Here is an 18,177-nt window from a genome sequence, read left to right on the forward strand (position 1 = left end):
CCGGGGGTGGGCTCGGTCGGCGCCGTCGTCGATCGGTCGATCCGACGCGTGGTACGTCGCCGACCGATACTCGTGACCACGGCCGCCGGGGACGGAAATGGGTGCGGACCGGTGCGCCAGGTGCGCCTTCGGGCCGCATTCCCGCCGGTCGACGTCGTGCGGTGGAGGCGTCGGGCATCGCCGCCAAAGTTCTTTACCGACGCCGTGAACGGCGGGGTTATGTACCGGCATCGCTCGTCTCCGCCCACCGCCACCCACCCGCGGTGGCGGTGGGAGCCGCACGAGAAGATAAACCGACTACCTGAACCATACACGCGCCCCATTGGGAGGGCGTTGTCCCGCGAAAATGAAAACGTGGTCTCCTCGTAGAGAGTTCCAGCTGGCGCGCGAGGGTCGGGTGCTATCGGGTCCTTGTCAAGGCGTGGACACGGCTCTTTGTGATCCGAGCGTGGTCGAGGGAAAAGGGCCGGCTCGGCGTAGGGTGCCGTTTTCCGGTCGCTCGGATCGCGGGGGCTGCGGGTTCGCGGAAATGCACGTCCCGTCGAGGGTCACCGGTGGAACCCGGGCGCGGAGCCGGCAGGGGAACTTTTTTGCTTGGTGGCCACCCCGGATGTCGGTTGCGTATCCGGCTGTTGTCCGGCCGGGCGTGGGGTGACCGGGGCCGGACCCCACCGCCGAGGGCGGTCTTCGACCCGGGGCGGCGGGCCGGTGGCGGGTTGTCTATGCAGCTCCGTGGCCCCGGATGGTTCGGTCGTGCCATCCCGATGCCGCTGGAGACATCGTGGGGCGACAGCCTCCGTCACCCTGGCGGGGCCTGCCTCGACCATGCCCGATAGATCCGCATAGTTCGGCTTTCGTCATCGAAGCGGTGTGTGTGACGTGTCGGTTGCTTTCAGGATAATTTTGGCTTTCGATGGGACACATGTTAAATGTGGTGATCTCCGGTCGCTTCAAGGGGGAACATGTGATCGTCGCGCAGGCCGTCCATCAGCATGCGAGCCAGGATGTTCTGTTCGTCGTGGTGTCCATCGGGCTCGCCGTAGTGGGATCCTTCGCCGCGCTGGTGAGCGCGATCAGGATCCCCCTATCGCAGGGCGCAGCCCGGATTCGCTGGACTCTCGCGGCCGCGCTCTCCCTCGGCGGCGGCGCGATCTGGTCCATGCATTTCATCGGGATGATCGGCTATCGCGTCGACGGCCTTGACCTGCGGTACGGCCTGCCGCTGACCGGGGTCTCGCTGCTGATTGCCGTGGCGGTCTCGGCGCTGGGACTCACCCTCGTGGCACGCCATCAACAGAGCATCGGCTGGCTCGCGCTCAGCGGCGTGGTCTCCGGCCTGGGGATTGCCGCGATGCATTACACCGGCATGGCCGCGATGCACGTCGGCGGGATCGTGACGTACCGGCACGGAATCGTCGTGCTGTCCGTGCTCATCGCGGTGGCCGCGGCACTCGCGGCGCTGTGGATCGCGTTCCGGGTACGCACCGGCCGGCACGTGGTCGCCGCCTCCCTGGTCATGGCGGCGGCGGTCAGCGGTATGCACTACACGGCGATGGCCGCCACCCAGGTTCAGGCCGGGGCTGGCGAGCAGGAGACGGCGGGCACCGATCCGATCTCCCTCGCCCCGATCGTCTGCGTGATCGCCTTCTCGGTGCTGGCGGTGGTCATCTTCGCGGCCATGGGCGGCGTCACCGAGTCCGGTTCGTTCACGGTGGCCCGCGAGAGCAGCCGCCACCGCCGCCCCGCCTCGCCGGTCCCCGTCTGGAGCCGCCCACCCACCTCGGAGTCGCAGACCCGCTCCAGCTGAGCGCCTCGTCCGGTTCGGGCGCGTGCTGGAGCCGGTCGCGGTCGTACGGTGAGCCGGTGAGCCTGTTCGATACCGCGGACCTGTTCGGCGAGGACGCCGCACCGCCGGCGGGGGACGTGCGCAGCGCCGAGGTCGCCGGCCCGGCCCCACTCGCGGCGCGGCTGCGGCCGCGGCACCTGGACGAGGTCGTCGGCCAGCGCCACCTGCTCGGCGCGGGCAGCCCCCTGCGCCGGCTGGTCGAGGGCGGCGGGACGACCTCGGTGATCCTCTGGGGGCCGCCCGGGACGGGGAAGACCACCCTGGCCCACATCGTCTCCCGCGCCACCGGCCGGCGGTTCCGGGAGTTGTCCGCCGTGACGGCAGGGGTGAAGGACGTTCGCGCCGTCATCGACGAGGCCCGTGCCGCCCGCTCGGCCGTCGGCGCGCGGACCGTGCTGTTCATCGACGAGGTCCACCGCTTCACCCGCACCCAGCAGGACGCTCTGCTTCCGTCGGTGGAGCTCGGCTGGGTCACCCTGGTCGCGGCCACCACCGAGAACCCGTTCTTCTCCGTGGTCAGCCCGTTGCTGTCCCGATCACTGCTGCTCACCCTCGAACCGCTCACCGACGACGACATCCGCGGCGTGCTCGACCGGGCCCTGCACGACCCGCGCGGGTACGCCGGCCGGTTGGCACTGACCGACGAGGCCCGTGCGCACGTGGTCCGCCTCGCCGGCGGGGACGCCCGCCGCGCGTTGACCGTCCTGGAAGCGGGCGCCGAGGCCCTCCTCGCCGACCTCGCCGCAACCGGGGAGGCGGACGGGGACGGGCATGCCCGGGCGGTGGCACGGCTCGACGTGGACGTGCTAGAGCAGGCCGTCAACCGAGCGGCCGTGCGCTACGACCGGTCCGGTGACCAGCACTACGACGTGATCAGCGCGTTCATCAAGTCGATGCGCGGCGGCGACGCCGATGCCGCGCTGCATTACCTTGCCCGGATGCTGGAGGCGGGCGAGGACCCTCGGTTCATCGCCCGCCGCATGATCATTCTGGCCAGCGAGGACGTGGGCATGGCCGATCCCGGGGCGCTGGGCGTCGCGGTCGCCGCCGGGCAGGCGCTCGACCTGGTCGGGCTGCCGGAGGCGCGGCTGGCACTCGCCCAAGCGGTCATCCACCTCGCCCTGGCGCCGAAGTCGAACGCGGTGATCCGGGCGATCGAGGCCGCTACCGCCGATGTGCGTGCCGGCCGGGCCGGCCCGGTGCCGGCGCACCTGCGCGACGCCCATTATCAGGGGGCCACCCGGGCCGGCAGCGGGGCCGGGTACCGCTACCCGCACGACGTCCCAGGCGGGGTCGTCCGTCAGCAGTACCCGCCCGACGGGCTGACCGGCACGGACTACTACCTGCCCGGCGGCAACGGCTTCGAGCGCCGGGCCACCGAACGCCTGCGCGAGCTACGAGCCACCGTCCGTGGCACGCCCGCCACCGGGGCCGACTCCGGGCCCCACGGCGAGTCCGACATGGCGCCTGGCACGGCGCCGTCGGGACCGGCCGGCTGAGCGCCGGCCTCGCAACCACCGTTGTGCCGCCTGAGATACGTCCTGGCCAGGGGTCTGTGCCCCAGGCCGGGCGGCGGGGGTTACCCGCGACCCCTGCGGCTGCCTCGGTAAGGTCACACGAGGGCGTCACCGAGGTGGCGCCCGCGGCGTCCACGGTCACCGCGGTTGCGGTCGGCGGGTTTCGCGGCCACCGGCGGCGGTGTCCCGCGCGGGTCGCGAGCCCTCGGCGACCGAGGGCCTCGTGGCGGACCGCGGCGTGGCACGGCGTGCCGGATCGGGTGGGGTGGGACCGGCCCAATCGACGATGGAGGCAGGAGCACATATGTCCGGTGGAGCGGTCGCGGGCCTGATCGCGTCGGGCGCGTTCGCAGTGCTCGCCCTCTTCGGCTGTTTCGTCCTGCTCAAACTCGGCAAGATCTTCGACGAGGCGGCGGCGCGTGTGCGCCAGACCGGTGCCGCCATCGACGAGGGAACTGCCCGGGTCAGGCAGGCCGGAGCGACGGTCGACGAGGTCAACGTGGCACTCGCCCATGTGAACAAGGAGCTGGACCGAGTCGACGCGATCACGGCGAACGTGCAGTCGATCACGACGAATGTCTCCTCGCTGACGTCGCTGTTCGCCGCGACGCTCGGCGGTCCGATGGTGCGGGTGGCCGCCCTCAGCTATGGCGTGCGTCAGGCCGCGACCAAGCGCACCCGGTCCGAGGTCGAGTCGCGAGTGAAGTCGCAGATGAAGGCGGACAAGGCAGGCAAGGCAGATAAGGCGGCCCGGCGCACGGGCGCCGACGACGCCGGTCTGCCCTCGGTCGCCGGGGCGACCGAGGGCCGCCGGGGAGGCCACTAGATGTCCAGGATCTTCTATCTGGCCTTCGGCGCCGCGGCCGGCGTCGTCGTGGTGCGCCGGGCGGCGAAGGCCGCGGCGGCGCTTACTCCGACGAGCCTGGCCGGATCTCTCGTACAGTCGGTACAGGAGTTCCTCGCGGACGTGCGTGAGGCGGCGGCGGAGCGGGAGGAGGAGATCCGTGTTGCTCTCGGCCTCGACCGCGACCCGGACGACGATCCTTCCGAGCCCTCCGGTGCCGGCGCCGGCGCCGCTGGTCCGGGTGCGGCCGGTGCGGCCGGCTACCCGGACAACCTCGACGACGCCGAGCGCACCATGCGGTTGGTCCCGGGTGCCCGCCGGCCCTGACTGCGCGGCGGCCGCACGGGCGGTGGCAGCAGCAGCGCCGCCCACCCCAGGATGACGCCCCTCCTCCCATGAGTCTGGACGATGTGAACCCGATGGACACGGCCGAGATCCGCAGCCGCTTTCTCAACCACTTCGCCCAGCGTGGGCACACCGTCGTTCCGAGCGCTTCGCTGGTTGCTCAGGACCCGACGCTGCTGCTGGTCAACGCCGGGATGGTGCCGTTCAAGCCCTACTTCCTCGGGGATCTGGCGACGCCGTGGCCGCGGGCCACCAGCGTGCAGAAGTGTGTGCGCACCGTCGACATCGAAAACGTCGGCCGCACCGCCCGGCACGCGTCGTTCTTCCAGATGTGCGGCAACTTCTCCTTCGGCGACTATTTCAAGGCCGAGGCGATCCCGTTCGCCTTCGAGCTGCTTGTCGACGGGTTCGGGTTCAAACCGGACGACCTGTGGGCCACGGTCTACCTCGACGACGACGAGGCCGAGCGGATCTGGCTGGACCTGCTGCCCGCCGAGCGCATCCAGCGCCGCGACAAGGAGGACAACTTCTGGTCGATGGGCGTGCCCGGTCCGTGCGGGCCGTGCAGCGAGATCTACTTCGACCGGGGCTCGGCGTACGGGCGCGAGGGCGGCCCGATCGCCGACGAGGAGCGTTACCTCGAGGTCTGGAACCTCGTGTTCATGCAGTTCGAGCGGGGCGAGGGGGCCGGGTACGACTACCCGATCCTGCGCGAGCTGCCCGCCCGCAACATCGACACGGGCATGGGCCTGGAGCGGATGGCGACGATCCTGCAGGGCGTCGACAACCTCTACGAGATCGACATCTCCCGTCCGGTGCTCGACGCCGCCGGCCGGCTCACCGGCCGCCGCTACGGCGCCGACCCGGCTGACGACGTGCGGCTTCGCGTCGTGGCCGACCACACCCGCACCGCGGCGATGCTCATCGCCGACGGCGTCGTGCCCTCCAACGAGGGCCGCGGCTACGTGTTGCGCCGCCTGCTGCGCCGCGCGGTGCGCGATGCCCGGCTGCTCGGGGCCCGTGAGCCGGTCATGGCCGAGCTGTTCGGCGTCGTCGGCGCGGCGATGGGCCCGATCTACCCGGAGCTCGTCGACAACGCCGAGACGATCACCGGGGTGGCCGTCGCGGAGGAGGCGTCGTTCGCCGAGACGCTGCGCACCGGCACCACGATCTTCGACACCGCGGTGCGGCAGGTCCGCTCGGCCGGCTCGGCGACCCTCGGCGGTGATGAGGCGTTCAAGCTGCACGACACCTACGGCTTCCCGATCGACCTGACGCTGGAGATGGCCGCCGAGGCGGGTCTGTCGGTCGATGAGGCCGGGTTCCGCCGGCTGATGGAGCGCCAGCGCCAGACCGCGAAGGCCGACCGGGCCTCGCGGCGCATCGGCAACGTCGACCTGTCCGCGTTCCGCCCGATCCTGGCCCGCTCCGGCCCGACGACGTTCACCGGCTACGAGGAGCTGACCCGTGAGTCCGGCGTCGTCGGTCTCGTCGGTATCGCCGACGGCGCCGGGCTCGAGGTCATCGGGGAAGGCGACGAGGTCGGAGTCGTCCTCGACACGACCCCCTTCTACGCGGAGAGCGGCGGCCAGGAGCCCGATTTCGGCCTGCTGCGCTTCGACGGCGGCGAGGTCGAGGTCCTCGACGTGCAGCGGCCCGTGCCGGAGCTGGTCCTGCACCGGGTGCGGGTGCGCTCGGGGGAACTGCGCCTGGGCGACCGGGTGCAGGCCGAGGTCGACGAAGGTCGCCGCCGGGCGGTCTCCCGTTCACACACCGCCACTCACCTCGTGCATGCCGCGTTCCGCCGGGCGCTGGGGGAGGGGGCGACCCAGGCCGGGTCGCTGAACTCCCCGGGCCGGCTGCGCTTCGACTTCCACGCCCTCGGCGCCGTCGCGCCGTCGGTCCTCGCCGACGTCGAGGACGAGATCAACGAGGTCGCCCTGCGGGACCTGCCGGTCCACGCGTTCGTCACGACGCAGGAGGAGGCCCGCCGGCTCGGCGCGATGGCGCTGTTCGGGGAGAAGTACGGCGACGCCGTGCGCGTCGTCGACGTCGGCGACTACGCCCGCGAGCTGTGCGGTGGTACGCACGTCGCCAGCTCCGCCCAGCTCGGCGCGGTCAAGCTGCTGTCGGAGTCGTCGATCTCTGCCGGGACCCGCCGGGTGGAGGGGCTCGTCGGCATCGACGCGTTCCGCTACCTCGCCCGGGAGCACCTGCTGGTCTCCCAGTTGTCCACCGCGCTCAAGGCCCGCCCTGATGAGCTGGCCGACCGCGTCAGCGACATCGTCGGCCGGCTGCGCGACGCCGAGCGGGAGCTGGACCGGCTGCGGGCCGCCGCGGTGCTCGCCGGCGCCGGGACGCTCGCCGACGGCGCCGAGGACGTCGGCGGCGTCGCCGTCGTCACCGCGGAGGTGCCCGTCGGCACCGCGCCCGACGACGTGCGGCTGCTGGCGATGGACGTGCGCGGGCGCCTCGCCGGGCGGCCGGCGGTCGTCGCCGTGGTCACCGCGGACGGTTCGTCGATCGTCGTGGTGACCGACGCCGGCGCCCGGTCGGCGGGGCTGCGCGCCGGCGACCTGGTCCGCGGTTCCTGGGCGAGCCTGGGCGGCAAGGGCGGCGGCAAGCCCGACATCGCCCAGGGCGGCGGCGGGAACCCCGAGATGATCCCGGCCGTCTTCGCGAAGCTGCGTGGGCTGGTAGCCGACCTCGCCGCCCGGTGAGCAGCCGGCGGACCCGGTGAGCGGTCCGGTGGGTGGTCCCGGGCAGGAGCCGGACATTCGGCCGGGGGTGCGCATCGGAGTCGATGTCGGCTCCGTGCGGGTCGGGGTCGCGGCCAGCGACCCCGGCGGCGTCCTCGCGGTGCCCGTCACGACCCTCGCCAGGGACAAGCGCCATAATGCGGACATCGAGCAGCTTGTCCAGATCGCCCGTGACAGGCAGGCTGTAGAGGTCGTGGTGGGCCTGCCCAGGCAAATGTCCGGGCAGGAGGGCCAGGCGGTCCGGGTGGTCCGGCGGTACGTCGAGGTACTCGCCGAGCGGATCGCCCCTGTCCCCGTGCGGTTCGTGGACGAGCGGCTCACCACGGTTGCGGCTCATCGCAGAATGGCCGAGCGTGGCGTTCGTTCCCGCGCCCGCCGCAGTCTCGTGGATCAGGAGGCAGCCGTGCAGATCCTGCAGCACGACCTGGACAGCCGCCGTCGGCGTGGTGGCGTGCCCGGGTTTACGGAGGCCTTCCCTCCGGACTCGAGGTGACGGGCGGCAACCTCGACGAGATGCTCGACGAGGATCCCTATCGCCGTGGCCGCCGCTCCTCCGGACACGCCGACCGCCGAGCCGCCGACCGCCGCCAGGCCGATCGGGGCCCCGACGGCCGGCATCCCGAGGACGGCTATCCCGAGGACGGCTATGCCGCCGAGGGGTACGCCGACGACCTGCACGACCGCGACCCCCGGGTCGACTCCCGGGTCGACTCCCGCGGTGACCGGCGCGGCGGCGACCGTCGGCGGGACCACCGCGGCGCCGGCGGCCACGAGCCGCAGGACGACGCCGAGGACTGGGGCGGCGGCTGGGACGACGACGGCGACGAGGATCGCCGCGGCCGGGCGCTGCCGAAGCTGATCGCCGTCCTCCTCGTCGTCGCCGTCCTGGTCGGCGTCGCCATCTTCGGGATCGGCAAGGTCATCGGCCGGGTCTCCGGCGGCAGCTCCACCAGCGCCGACTACACCGGTATGGGTGAGGGCATCGCCGTGGTCCAGGTCCCCGACGGCGCCACCGCCCGCCAGATCGCCGTGGAGCTGCAGGACGCGGACGTGACCGCGTCCGTCTCGGCGTTCGTCAAGGCCGCGTCCGCCAACCCCAAGTCGCTGGGCATCCAGCCGGGCACCTACCGGCTGCGCAGCCGGATGAGTGCCGAGGCGGCCCTCGCTGCATTGCTCGATCCGGCGTCCTCCGCGCCGTTCAAGTTCGTCATCAAGGAGGGCATGACCGTCCGCCAGGTGCTCAAGGGCCTGCACGAGCGGCTCGGCACGCCGTTGAGCGAGCTGGAGGCGATCGCCCGTTCCCCCGCCCAGCTCGGCGTGCCGTCCTACGCGCCGACGCTGGAGGGCTACCTGTTCCCGTCGACCTACGACCTGGACCCCGGCGCCACCCCGGTCCAGCTGTTGACCTCCTTCGTCACCCGCTTCAAGAAGGAGGCGGCGTCGATCGGCCTGGAGACCAAGGCCGCCGCGATCGGGGTCAAGCCGGCCGAGATCGTGACCATCGCCTCGATCGTCGAGAAGGAGGTCGCGAACGCCAGCGAGGGGCCGCAGGTCGCCTGCGTGATCTACAACCGGCTGCACGACACCACCGGGCGCTTCCGCCGTCTCGACATGGACTCCACCACCCGCTACGCCGAAGACGAGTACGAAGGTCCGCTGACAAAGGGCCAGCTCAACAAGGCCAACCCGTACAACACGCGGGCGGTGGCCGGTCTGCCGCCGGGTGCGATCTCCAACCCGGGGATCTGGGCGCTGAAATCCGCTCTGGAACCTGCCGCCGGGTCATGGTTGTATTTCGTGTCCATGCCCCAGAGCAAGGTGACGCGCTTCGCCGCGACCGACGCGGAGTGGGCGGCGCTGCGGGCGCAGTACCTCACCGAGGGCGGTAAGGAGTAGACGGCAGCCCCGGGCGGGCGGTGTGTACGACATGGCGACAGGTGTGGACGACAAGAGGCGGCGTCGGACCGGCACGGCGGCCGGCAGGCGATCCGGCGCGTTCGGCCGTACCCGGACGTCCCTGGATCAGGCGGGAGGCCACGTGGTGCGGGAGACCCAACTGGGCGGCGTGGGCGCGGGGCCGGAGCCGCAGCGGCCGGCGACCGTCGCCGCCGCGGCGACGCCCACGCATCCGGCCCGCGCCGCGGTGCTCGGCGCTCCGGTGGACCATTCGCTCTCGCCCGTGCTGCACGCGGCCGCGTACGCGGAGCTCGGCCTCGCCGTCACCTACACGGCCATCCACTGTGACACGCCCGACCTGCCGGCGATGCTGGACCGGGTCCGGTCCGACCCGAGCTGGGTCGGTCTGTCCCTGACCATGCCGCTCAAGACGGTCGCCCTGGACCTGCTCGACGAGGTCGACCCGACGGCCGCGGCGATCGGGGCGGTCAACACGGTCGTCGTCGGGGAGGCCGGGCGGCTGCACGGCTACAACACCGACATCGTGGGTATCGGCGTCGCCCTGCGCCGGGTCATGCGTGGTGCGGTACCCGGCCAGCCGCTCATCCTCGGCGCCGGCGGCACCGCCCGCGCCGCCGTCGCCGCCGTCGCCGCCGCCGGCTGCCCGCACGTCGCCGTGGTCGCCCGCCGTCCCGAGGCGGTCGCGGAGGTGGCCCGGATCGGCGCCCGCCTCGGCATCGAAGTGACGGCGCTGCCCTGGGAGCTGCTTGCCACCGGTCTGCCCCCCGGGCCCGACCTCGTCATCGCCACCACCCCGGCCGGCGCGACCGACCCCCTCGCGACCCGCCGCTGGCCGGGTTCCAGCCAGCTCGTCGAGCTGCTCTACCACCCGTGGCCGACCGCGCTTGCCGCCGCCGCATATCGGGCCGGCGCTCGCGTCGTCAGCGGCCTGGAGATCCTCGCCGGGCAGGCCGTCGGGCAGGTCGAGCATTTCACCGGCCGTCGCGTTCCCGCCGGGGTCCTCCTGACCGCCGGCCAGGCCGCCCTCGATGAACGCGCGAGTGCGAAGATCGCCGTCGACTCCGACACCGACCGTGTCGGCCTGACCGGCGGGTGATGTTCGGAAGACAGGCCTAGCGGTGGGCGAGATCGGGCTCAGCGTGCTGATCGCGCTGGTGGCGCTCGTGATCGGGGTGCCGGTCGGGCACCGGGTCGTGGCCGGGGTGCCCCCGCCCGACGGCGGCGAGCCACGTCGTGGCGCCCCCGGGGCGGCGGCCCTGGGGATCGGGACGGCGGCGGTGGCGGCCGCGGTGACCATCGTTCTGCACCGCCATCCTGGCTGGTTACCGGCTTATTTGTATCTCAGTGTGGTTGGAGTGTGGCTGGCTGCGATCGACGTGCGGGTGCACCGGCTGCCCGACCATCTGGTGCTGCCGGCCTACCCGGTGCTGGTCGCGTTGTTCGGGGCCGCCGCGCTGGTCGACGACACGCCGGTCCGCCTGCTGCGAGCCGTGCTCGCCGGCACCGCCTGCTGGTTGGTCTTCCTGACGCTGCACCGGCTGCCGGGCTCCGGCCTCGGCCGGGGCGACGTCAAGCTCGTCGGTCTGCTCGGTGGGGCGCTGGGCTGGCTGAGCTGGCCGAGTGTGGTGTTCGGGATGTTCGCCGGAATGGTCCTCGGTGGGGTGGGGGCGCTCGTATTGCTCGCCGCCCGCCGGGTCGGCTGGCACGACCACCTTGCGTATGGACCGTTCCTGCTGGCCGGAGCCCTGCTCGCCATCCTGGTCGGGGGCGGGTGATCGACGGCCGGTGGTTCGGGGCCGCCGCGGGGGAGGCGAGGGTGTCACCACATCGGCCTCGGCGGCGACGGACGTGACCATGCTCCCGGTGCAAGGTGCAACATCGGGTGCTCGTGAAAGACTGGACGGCATGGTGCGTTGGTTGACTGCCGGGGAGTCGCACGGTCCCGCCCTGGTGGCCACGGTTGAGGGGCTGCCGGCGGGTATTCGCGTGACCAGTGACGACATCGCCGCGGAGCTCGCCCGCCGGCGCCTCGGGCACGGCCGCGGGGCGCGGATGAGCTTCGAGCGCGACGCGGTCGAACTGCTCGGCGGCCTGCGCCACGGCGTCTCGCTTGGCGGTCCGATCAGTGTCGTCATCCGCAACAGCGAGTGGCCGAAGTGGGAACGGGTCATGTCGCCCGACCCGGTCGACCCCGCCACGCTGGCGGGCCTGGGTCGCAACGCCCCGCTTACCCGGCCCCGGCCCGGCCACGCCGACCTCGCCGGCATGCAGAAGTACGGCTTCGACGACGCCCGCCCGGTGCTGGAGCGGGCCAGTGCCCGTGAGACGGCCGCGAGAGTCGCGCTCGGCACCGCGGCCAAGGCGCTGCTGCGCCAAGCGTACGGCATCGAGATCCTCTCCCACGTCGTCGCGATCGGCGCGGCCGAGGTCCCGCCGGGCCTGCCCGCGCCCACCTCGCTTACGGCGGTCGACGCCGACCCGGTCCGCTGCGCCGACCAGGCGACCAGCGTGCGGATGGTCGCCGAGATCGATGCGGCCCAGGCCGACTCCGACACCCTCGGGGGCATCGTCGAGGTGCTGGCCTACGGCTGCCCGCCGGGTCTCGGCAGCTACGTGCACGGCGACCGCCGCCTCGACGCACGCCTTGCCGGGGAGCTCATGGGCATCCAGGCGATCAAGGGCGTCGAGTTCGGCGACGGGTTCACCACCGCGCGGCGGCGTGGCTCGGTGGCGCACGACGAGATCGAGCCGGTCGGCGGCGCGGGCCGGCGCGTGCGGCGCGCCACCGACCGGGCCGGCGGCGTCGAGGGCGGCATGACCACCGGCGAGCCTCTGCGGGTCCGCGTGGCGATGAAGCCGATCTCCTCACTCACCCGGCCGCTGTCCACCGTGGACGTGACCACCGGCGAGGCGGCGGTAGCGATCAACCAGCGGTCGGACGTGTGCGCGGTGCCTGCCGCGGGCGTCGTCACCGAGGCGATGGTCGCGCTCGTGCTCGCCGACGCGGCCCTGGAGAAGTTCGGCGGTGACTCCGTGGAGGAGACCCGGCGTAACTGCGAGGGGTACCTGAAGTCCCTGGTGATTCGCTGATGCGAGAACTGCTGATGCGAGAAATGCAGACGAGGTAACAGGATCATGGTTGGGAAGGCGGCGCAGGCGGGGCCGGCCGGGCCGCGTGCGGTCCTGGTCGGCGCGCCCGGCGCGGGCAAGACGACGGTGGGAACCCGGCTCGCGCAGCGGTGGGGTGTCGAGTTCCGCGACACCGACGCGGACGTGGAGACGGAGCTCGGCCGCAGCGTCGCCGACATCTTCATCGAGTTCGGCGAGGAGTACTTCCGGGCCGCGGAGTCGCGGGCGGTGGCAGCCGCGCTCGCCGAGCACCGCGGGATCGTCGCCCTGGGCGGCGGGGCGGTGCTCGACGCCGCCACCCGGGCGCTGCTCGTCGGTCACCGGGTCGTCTACCTGGAGGTCGGAGTGTCCGACGCGGTGCGCCGCGTCGGCCTCGCGCGCGATCGGCCGCTGCTCGTCGAGGGGCCACGTGCCCGGCTCGCCGCCCTGCTCAAGGCCCGCCAGTCGCTGTACGCGCAGGTGGCGGCGGTCGTCGTCGACACCGCCGGCCGCGAGCCGGAGGAGGTCGCTGATCTGGTCGCCGCCGCACTGGCGGAGCTACCCGCGCTGCCGGCGTCGTCGGCCGTCACGAATTCGGCGCAGTGAGGATTTCACGGTGAGTGTGCAGGCGAAGGTGTCCAACGTCGTGCGGATCCCGGTCCACCCCGGCGGCGAGCGGGCCTATGACGTGGTGCTCGGTGAGGGGCTGCTCGGTGATCTCGCGGAGACGGTCGCCGGGCGGACCCGCGCCGCGGTGATCCATCCGACGGCGCTGCGGGCCACCGCGGACGCCGTCGTCGCGGACCTGCGGGCGAGTGCGGGGGTCGAGGCGCACGCGATCGAGGTGCCCGACGGCGAAGAGGCCAAGCAGCTGCGGATCGCCGGCTTCTGCTGGGACGTCCTCGGCCGGATCGGCTTCACCCGCGACGACGTGATCATCGGTCTCGGCGGCGGCACCGTGACCGACCTGGCCGGGTTCGTCGCCGCGAGCTGGCTGCGCGGAGTGGACATCGTGCAGGTGCCGACCACCGTGCTCGGGATGGTCGACGCGGCCGTCGGCGGTAAGACCGGCATCGACATCGACGCGGGCAAGAACCTCGTCGGGGCGTTCCACCAGCCGCTGACGGTGCTGTGCGACCTCGCTGCACTGTCCACGCTGCCGGCCGTGGAGGTTCGCGCCGGGCTCGCCGAGGTGGTCAAGACCGGGTTCATCGCCGACGCCACCATCCTCGACCTGCTCGACGCCGACCCCACGGGTGCCGCGCACCTGCCCGAGCTGATCGAACGGTCCATTCGAGTCAAGGCCGACGTCGTCTCCGGCGACCCTCGCGAGGCCGGCCGCCGGGAGATCCTCAACTACGGCCATACTCTCGGCCACGCGATCGAGAAGGTCGAGAACTTCAGCTGGCGGCACGGCGCCGCGATCTCGGTGGGCATGGTGTTCTCGGCGGAACTGTCCCGGCTCGTCGCCGGTCTCGACGACGCCGTCGCCGACCGGCATCGCGACCTGCTGACCCGCATCGGCCTGCCGGTGGCCTACCGCGGTGACCGGTGGCCGGCGCTGCTCGACGCGATGCGGGTGGACAAGAAGTCCCGCGGTCGGCGGCTGCGCTTCATCGGCCTCGCCGCCCAGGGCGAGACCGTCATCCTCGACGATCCGGATGTCGGCCTGCTGATCGCCGCGTTCACGGCGGTCGCTCCCGATGGCCTGTCGCTGCCCGACGCACCCTGACCGCACCGCCGGCCCGCCCTGGGACGGCGCGGGCGCCGGGCTCGGTAGACTTGTCCGCGGCCTGGCTGATCGCCGCCGCACAGGGACCGGCACCGGTCCCGGGCGAGTGGTCAGGGCCGGTGAGGGTCGCCGCGGCGCGTGCGACCCGATGACTCTAGGCTTGCGCACGACGATGATCCGTCGTGCAGGCACGTAACCGAACGGAGAAGGCGCGCAGTGGCGACCAGCAACGACCTGAAGAACGGCATGACGCTCGACATCGACGGGGTGTTGTGGAACGTCGTCGGCTTCCAGCACGTCAAGCCGGGTAAGGGCGGGGCGTTCGTCCGCACGACCCTGAAGAACGTGCTCACCGGGAAGGTCGTCGACCGCACCTTCAACGCCGGCATCAAGGTCGAGGTCGCGACCGTGGACCGGCGCGAGATGACCTACCTCTACCGGGACGGCGCCGAGTTCGTCTTCATGGACAGCGAGTCCTACGACCAGATCCCGATCCCGCCGAACGTCGTCGGCACGACCGCCGACTACATGCTGGAGAACACCGTCGCCACCGTCGCGCTGCACGACGGCGCCCCGCTCTACGTGGAGCTGCCTGCCAGCGTCGAGCTCACCATCGCCCAGACCGACCCGGGTGTGCAGGGCGACCGCTCGACCGGCGGCACGAAGCCCGCGACCCTGGAAACGGGCGCGACGATCAACGTGCCGCTGTTCATCACGACCGGCGAGAAGGTCAAGGTCGACACCCGCGACGGCCGTTATCTTGGCCGGGTGACGAGCTGAGCGCCAGGTCCAAGGCCCGCAAGCGCGCGCTGGACATCCTGTTCGAGGCGGATGTCCGCGGCGTCGGCGTTCTGGAGATCCTCACCGCTCGGCGCGCCCAGGCCGACCCACCCGTCTCGGAGTACGCCGAGGGGCTGGTCAGGGGCGTCGTCGAACATTGGCGGGAGATCAACGACTGGATCGGCCGGCACGCCGAGGGCTGGACGATGGAGCGCATGCCCCCGGTCGATCGCAACATCCTGCGGATCGCGGTGCTGGAGCTGCTGTGGCGGCCGGACGTGCCGCCGCGGGTCGTCATCGACGAGGCGGTGGAACTGGCGAAGAATCTCTCCACCGACCGGTCGCCGTCGTTCGTCAACGGCCTGCTCGGCAGTCTGGTCGACGTCGGGGCGGCGTCGGCGACAGCCGAAGCGGCGGTCCCAGCTGTGGAGGAGGTCTCGGCGGCCGGCCGGCCGGCCCCGCCGGGTCCGGATGCGGGGTCGGGCCGGGAGTCCTGACTGACCGGGTCGCGGCTGGGCCGCGCTGCCCGCCGCGATCGGCGTGCCCGGTACGTCGCCCCAAGCGACGTACCGGGGTACCCCCGGCTGCCTTGTGTGCCACGCGCGTCCGGCCGAAGACCCCGAATGCCGACCCGCGATTACATCGAGATGAAGCTGCTAGTGCCACGAACGAGACTGCTGATGGTGCTGCAACGCTGGACTTACTGGTCTGGCTGGTGGTGCTGGTTGATGCGCTGCCGGTGAAGCACCGGCGTCGCGGTCAGACTCGACTTCAGACGTCGGAGGCGGTTGCGTCCGCGCCCTGCTCGGGGGACAGCACGCCCCACGAGACGAGCTGCTCGGTGAGCTTGCTGGGAGAGGTGTCGTAGATCACCGCGAGGGAACGCAGGTCCTCGTAGCGGATGGAGAGAACCCGGCCGTTGTAGTCGCCGCGCTGGCTCTGAATGGTTGCCGCGTATCGCGCGAGCGGTCCGCCCTGCTCCTTGGGCACCTGGGAAAGGCGCTCGAGGTCGAGGACGATCCGCGGAGACTGCTCCAGCGGCGCGACGGTGGAACCCTCGGGAAGAAGCTCCCCGACCGGAACGCCGTAGAACTCCGCGAGCTCCGAGAGACGCTGTACGGTGACGGCGCGGTCCCCACGTTCGTAGGAACCGACGACGACGGCTTTCCACCGACCGTGCGACTTCTCTTCGACGCCATGAAGCGAGAGCCCCTGCTGGGTGCGTATCGCGCGCAGCCGAGCACCGAGCGCCTTCGCATAGTCGGACATCGGAGTGCCCACTCCTGTCGTGGTCGATCAGTTGGAACCGGGGCTCGTGCCGCCGGCGGTTACCGATAGTAGTGCCCACCGGGTTGAGGCTCGACACCCGGGGGGTCGTGTCGCTTCTTTCTTTGTACCACTTTCTGTAGCCCTTCGGTTGCGCCGTCTGCCTGCCCGGAGGGAACTTCCGCCGATCGTCGTACCGGCGCAGGCGCATGTGATCCCGGTGACGTGCAGTCACGGCTTCGCGATGATAGTTGGCGCGGCAACAATGCGCACGGGTCCGCGAACGGGCGGGCGCGGACGGAGTCGGGCTGCCGCGCGGATGCCGGCGGGCCGTCCCCGCGGGACCCTCACTCGTCCGGAGTGCCCTGGTAACGTCGCTGAGACCGCTCCTTTAAGGACCGTCCCGTGAGGCGGGGAAGGAGGGATGCCGCGTGGCCTCTGCCGCCGCGAGCGACCCCGCATCGCGCCGTCCCGGCATTGCCCGGACAGTACTGTCCGCCGACGACATCACTCGGATCGTCAGCCGGATGGCGCACCAGATCCTGGAAAAGACCTCCGGTGGTGCCGGTGTGGTGCTGCTCGGGGTACCCACCCGAGGGGTACCCCTCGCACATCGTCTGGCACAGCGAGTACACGCCGTGGAGGGAGTGGATCTTCCCGTTGGCTCGCTCGACCCCACGATGTATCGCGACGATCTGCGACTGCGCGGAGTTCGGCCACTGGAGGTGACCGAGATTCCGGACTGCGGCGTCGACGGCCGGGTGGTGATCCTCGTCGACGACGTCCTCTACTCGGGGCGCACGGTGCGCGCCGCGCTCGACGCGCTGGCCGCCTACGGCCGCCCCCGCACGGTCCAGTTGGCCGTCCTGGTCGATCGGGGTCACCGCGAGCTGCCAATCCGTGCCGACTACGTCGGGAAGAACATGCCGACCTCGCGCCGCGAGTCGGTGGCCGTCCGGCTGCGGGAGATCGACGGCGCCGACGGCGTGCTCATCGTGTCGCCCGAAGCCGGCCTGACCGGCGCCGCGGCGGACCCGGGAGAGCTGCCGTGAGCCGGCGAACGGATGCCGATCAGGGGCGCGCACGGGCGGCGAAGGGAGTCGGGGAGTGAAGGGGCACCTGCTGTCGACCGAGGATCTCAGCCGGGACGACGCGCTGGTGGTGCTGGACACCGCGGAACGGATGGCGCGGGTTGCCGAGGCGTCGGTCCGCAAGCTGCCGACCCTGCGGGGCCGCACTGTGGTCAACCTTTTCTTCGAGGATTCCACCCGCACCCGCACGTCCTTCGAGGTAGCCGCCAAGAGACTGTCGGCAGATGTGATCAATTTTTCGGCGCGCGGGTCAAGCGTGTCGAAGGGCGAGAGCCTGAAGGACACCGCGCAGACCCTCGAGGCGATGGGCGCCGACGTGGTGGTCTGCCGGCATTCCGCCAGCGGCGCGCCGCACCGGCTGGCGACCTGGGTGCGCGGCAGCGTGGTCAACGCCGGCGACGGCACCCACGAGCATCCGACCCAGGCGCTGCTCGACGCCTTCACAATGCGCCGCCGGCTCGGTCGGGTCGACGGGCTCGCCGTCACGATCGTCGGCGACGTGCTGCATTCCCGCGTGGCGCGGTCCAACGTGTGGCTACTCACCACGCTCGGAGCCAGCGTGACGGTGGTGGCCCCGCCGACCCTGTTGCCTCTTGGTGTCTCCTCGTGGCCGGTCGAGGTGTCGTACGACCTTGACGCGGTGCTACCCAAGAGCGATGTGGTGATGATGCTGCGGGTCCAGCGCGAACGGATGTCGGCGGCGTTCTTCCCCACCGAGCGGGAGTACAGCCGTCGCTACGGGCTGGACGTCGACCGGGCGGCGACCCTGCCCGAGCACGCGCTGGTGATGCATCCGGGTCCGATGGTGCGCGGGATGGAGATTGCCTCCGCGGTCGCCGATTCGGCCCGGTCGACCGTGGTGGAGCAGGTCGCGAACGGGGTGAGCGTGCGGATGGCCGTGTTGTATCTGCTGCTGGGCGGTTCCGGGGAGGTCTCATGACGGCGGGTGCGAGCGGTGCTGGGGGATCGGCC

Annotated in this window: 17 protein-coding genes; 16 read left to right on the forward strand and 1 reads right to left on the reverse strand. The window is 71.9% G+C overall.

Annotated elements, in window-relative coordinates:
* Positions 1–922 precede the first annotated feature (922 nt).
* The 14 genes from NBZ83_RS18270 (at position 923) to nusB (ending at position 15,345) form a co-directional block, all read left to right on the forward strand.
* A complete protein-coding gene (locus tag NBZ83_RS18270) occupies positions 923–1,807 on the forward strand; it encodes an MHYT domain-containing protein (RefSeq protein WP_261575468.1) in 885 nt (294 codons plus the stop codon).
* A 56-nt stretch (positions 1,808–1,863) separates the two neighbouring features.
* Complete coding sequence (locus tag NBZ83_RS18275) at positions 1,864–3,345, forward strand: replication-associated recombination protein A (RefSeq protein ID WP_261569841.1); 1,482 nt, start codon at positions 1,864–1,866, stop codon at positions 3,343–3,345.
* A gap of 322 nt (positions 3,346–3,667) precedes the next feature.
* Positions 3,668–4,189, forward strand: coding sequence for a DUF948 domain-containing protein (locus NBZ83_RS18280; protein WP_261569840.1), 522 nt, complete (start codon positions 3,668–3,670; stop codon positions 4,187–4,189).
* Positions 4,190–4,534 (forward strand): hypothetical protein, encoded by a 345-nt coding sequence (locus NBZ83_RS18285; protein WP_261569839.1) that lies wholly within the window; start codon positions 4,190–4,192, stop codon positions 4,532–4,534. It begins immediately after the preceding gene.
* Positions 4,535–4,626: 92 nt separating this feature from the next.
* The gene (gene alaS / locus NBZ83_RS18290) at positions 4,627–7,272 is read left to right on the forward strand and encodes an alanine--tRNA ligase (RefSeq protein WP_261569845.1); all 2,646 of its coding nucleotides are present in this window, start codon (positions 4,627–4,629) and stop codon (positions 7,270–7,272) included.
* Between the two features lie 16 nt (positions 7,273–7,288).
* Positions 7,289–7,804, forward strand: coding sequence for a Holliday junction resolvase RuvX (gene ruvX, locus NBZ83_RS18295; RefSeq protein WP_261569838.1), 516 nt, complete (start codon positions 7,289–7,291; stop codon positions 7,802–7,804).
* Complete coding sequence (gene mltG / locus NBZ83_RS18300) at positions 7,801–9,207, forward strand: endolytic transglycosylase MltG (protein WP_261569837.1); 1,407 nt, start codon at positions 7,801–7,803, stop codon at positions 9,205–9,207. The genes ruvX and mltG overlap by 4 nt, the downstream gene beginning before the upstream one ends.
* A 145-nt stretch (positions 9,208–9,352) precedes the next feature.
* A complete protein-coding gene (locus NBZ83_RS18305; RefSeq protein ID WP_261569836.1) occupies positions 9,353–10,324 on the forward strand; it encodes a shikimate dehydrogenase in 972 nt (323 codons plus the stop codon).
* A gap of 22 nt (positions 10,325–10,346) precedes the next feature.
* Positions 10,347–11,003: a prepilin peptidase gene (locus NBZ83_RS18310; RefSeq protein ID WP_261569835.1), complete on the forward strand. Its 657-nt coding sequence runs from the start codon at positions 10,347–10,349 to the stop codon at positions 11,001–11,003.
* Positions 11,004–11,133: 130 nt separating this feature from the next.
* The gene (gene aroC, locus NBZ83_RS18315) at positions 11,134–12,318 is read left to right on the forward strand and encodes a chorismate synthase (protein ID WP_261569834.1); all 1,185 of its coding nucleotides are present in this window, start codon (positions 11,134–11,136) and stop codon (positions 12,316–12,318) included.
* 45 nt (positions 12,319–12,363) lie between these two features.
* On the forward strand, positions 12,364–12,942 hold the full coding sequence (locus NBZ83_RS18320; RefSeq protein ID WP_261569833.1) for a shikimate kinase: 579 nt from the start codon (positions 12,364–12,366) through the stop codon (positions 12,940–12,942).
* Between the two features lie 10 nt (positions 12,943–12,952).
* Entirely contained in the window at positions 12,953–14,068 is a 1,116-nt protein-coding gene (gene aroB / locus NBZ83_RS18325) for a 3-dehydroquinate synthase (RefSeq protein ID WP_261569832.1), read from the forward strand.
* A gap of 216 nt (positions 14,069–14,284) precedes the next feature.
* Positions 14,285–14,848 carry an elongation factor P gene (gene efp / locus NBZ83_RS18330; RefSeq protein WP_261569831.1) on the forward strand — a complete coding sequence of 188 codons (564 nt, stop codon included), beginning with the start codon at positions 14,285–14,287 and terminating at the stop codon, positions 14,846–14,848.
* A gap of 38 nt (positions 14,849–14,886) precedes the next feature.
* Complete coding sequence (gene nusB / locus NBZ83_RS18335; protein ID WP_498041065.1) at positions 14,887–15,345, forward strand: transcription antitermination factor NusB; 459 nt, start codon at positions 14,887–14,889, stop codon at positions 15,343–15,345.
* A gap of 274 nt (positions 15,346–15,619) precedes the next feature.
* Here the strand turns inward: nusB and bldD are convergent, their stop codons facing one another.
* Positions 15,620–16,117, reverse strand: a complete 498-nt coding sequence (gene bldD / locus NBZ83_RS18340) for a transcriptional regulator BldD (protein WP_009742788.1) — start codon at positions 16,115–16,117, stop codon at positions 15,620–15,622.
* Positions 16,118–16,545: 428 nt separating this feature from the next.
* Here bldD and pyrR point away from each other — a divergent pair, with 428 nt between their 5' ends.
* Positions 16,546–17,166, forward strand: a complete 621-nt coding sequence (gene pyrR / locus NBZ83_RS18345) for a bifunctional pyr operon transcriptional regulator/uracil phosphoribosyltransferase PyrR (protein ID WP_308203377.1) — start codon at positions 16,546–16,548, stop codon at positions 17,164–17,166.
* A 55-nt stretch (positions 17,167–17,221) separates the two neighbouring features.
* Positions 17,222–18,145, forward strand: a complete 924-nt coding sequence (locus NBZ83_RS18350) for an aspartate carbamoyltransferase catalytic subunit (RefSeq protein ID WP_261569830.1) — start codon at positions 17,222–17,224, stop codon at positions 18,143–18,145.
* Positions 18,146–18,177: the final 32 nt, after the last annotated feature.

The organism is Frankia gtarii (assembly GCF_025403375.1).
GTDB lineage: Bacteria > Actinomycetota > Actinomycetes > Frankiales > Frankiaceae > Frankia > Frankia gtarii.

Excerpts from the sequence above, each read along its gene's own strand:
- NBZ83_RS18285 (WP_261569839.1), top strand. The coding sequence starts at position 4,190 with ATGTCCAGGATCTTCTATCTGGCCTTCGGCGCCGCGGCCGGCGTCGTC.
- alaS (WP_261569845.1), top strand. The coding sequence starts at position 4,627 with ATGGACACGGCCGAGATCCGCAGCCGCTTTCTCAACCACTTCGCCCAG.
- NBZ83_RS18320 (WP_261569833.1), top strand. The coding sequence starts at position 12,364 with ATGGTTGGGAAGGCGGCGCAGGCGGGGCCGGCCGGGCCGCGTGCGGTC.
- aroC (WP_261569834.1), top strand. The coding sequence starts at position 11,134 with ATGGTGCGTTGGTTGACTGCCGGGGAGTCGCACGGTCCCGCCCTGGTG.
- bldD (WP_009742788.1), bottom strand. The coding sequence starts at position 16,117 with ATGTCCGACTATGCGAAGGCGCTCGGTGCTCGGCTGCGCGCGATACGC.
- NBZ83_RS18280 (WP_261569840.1), top strand. The coding sequence starts at position 3,668 with ATGTCCGGTGGAGCGGTCGCGGGCCTGATCGCGTCGGGCGCGTTCGCA.
- NBZ83_RS18270 (WP_261575468.1), top strand. The coding sequence starts at position 923 with ATGTTAAATGTGGTGATCTCCGGTCGCTTCAAGGGGGAACATGTGATC.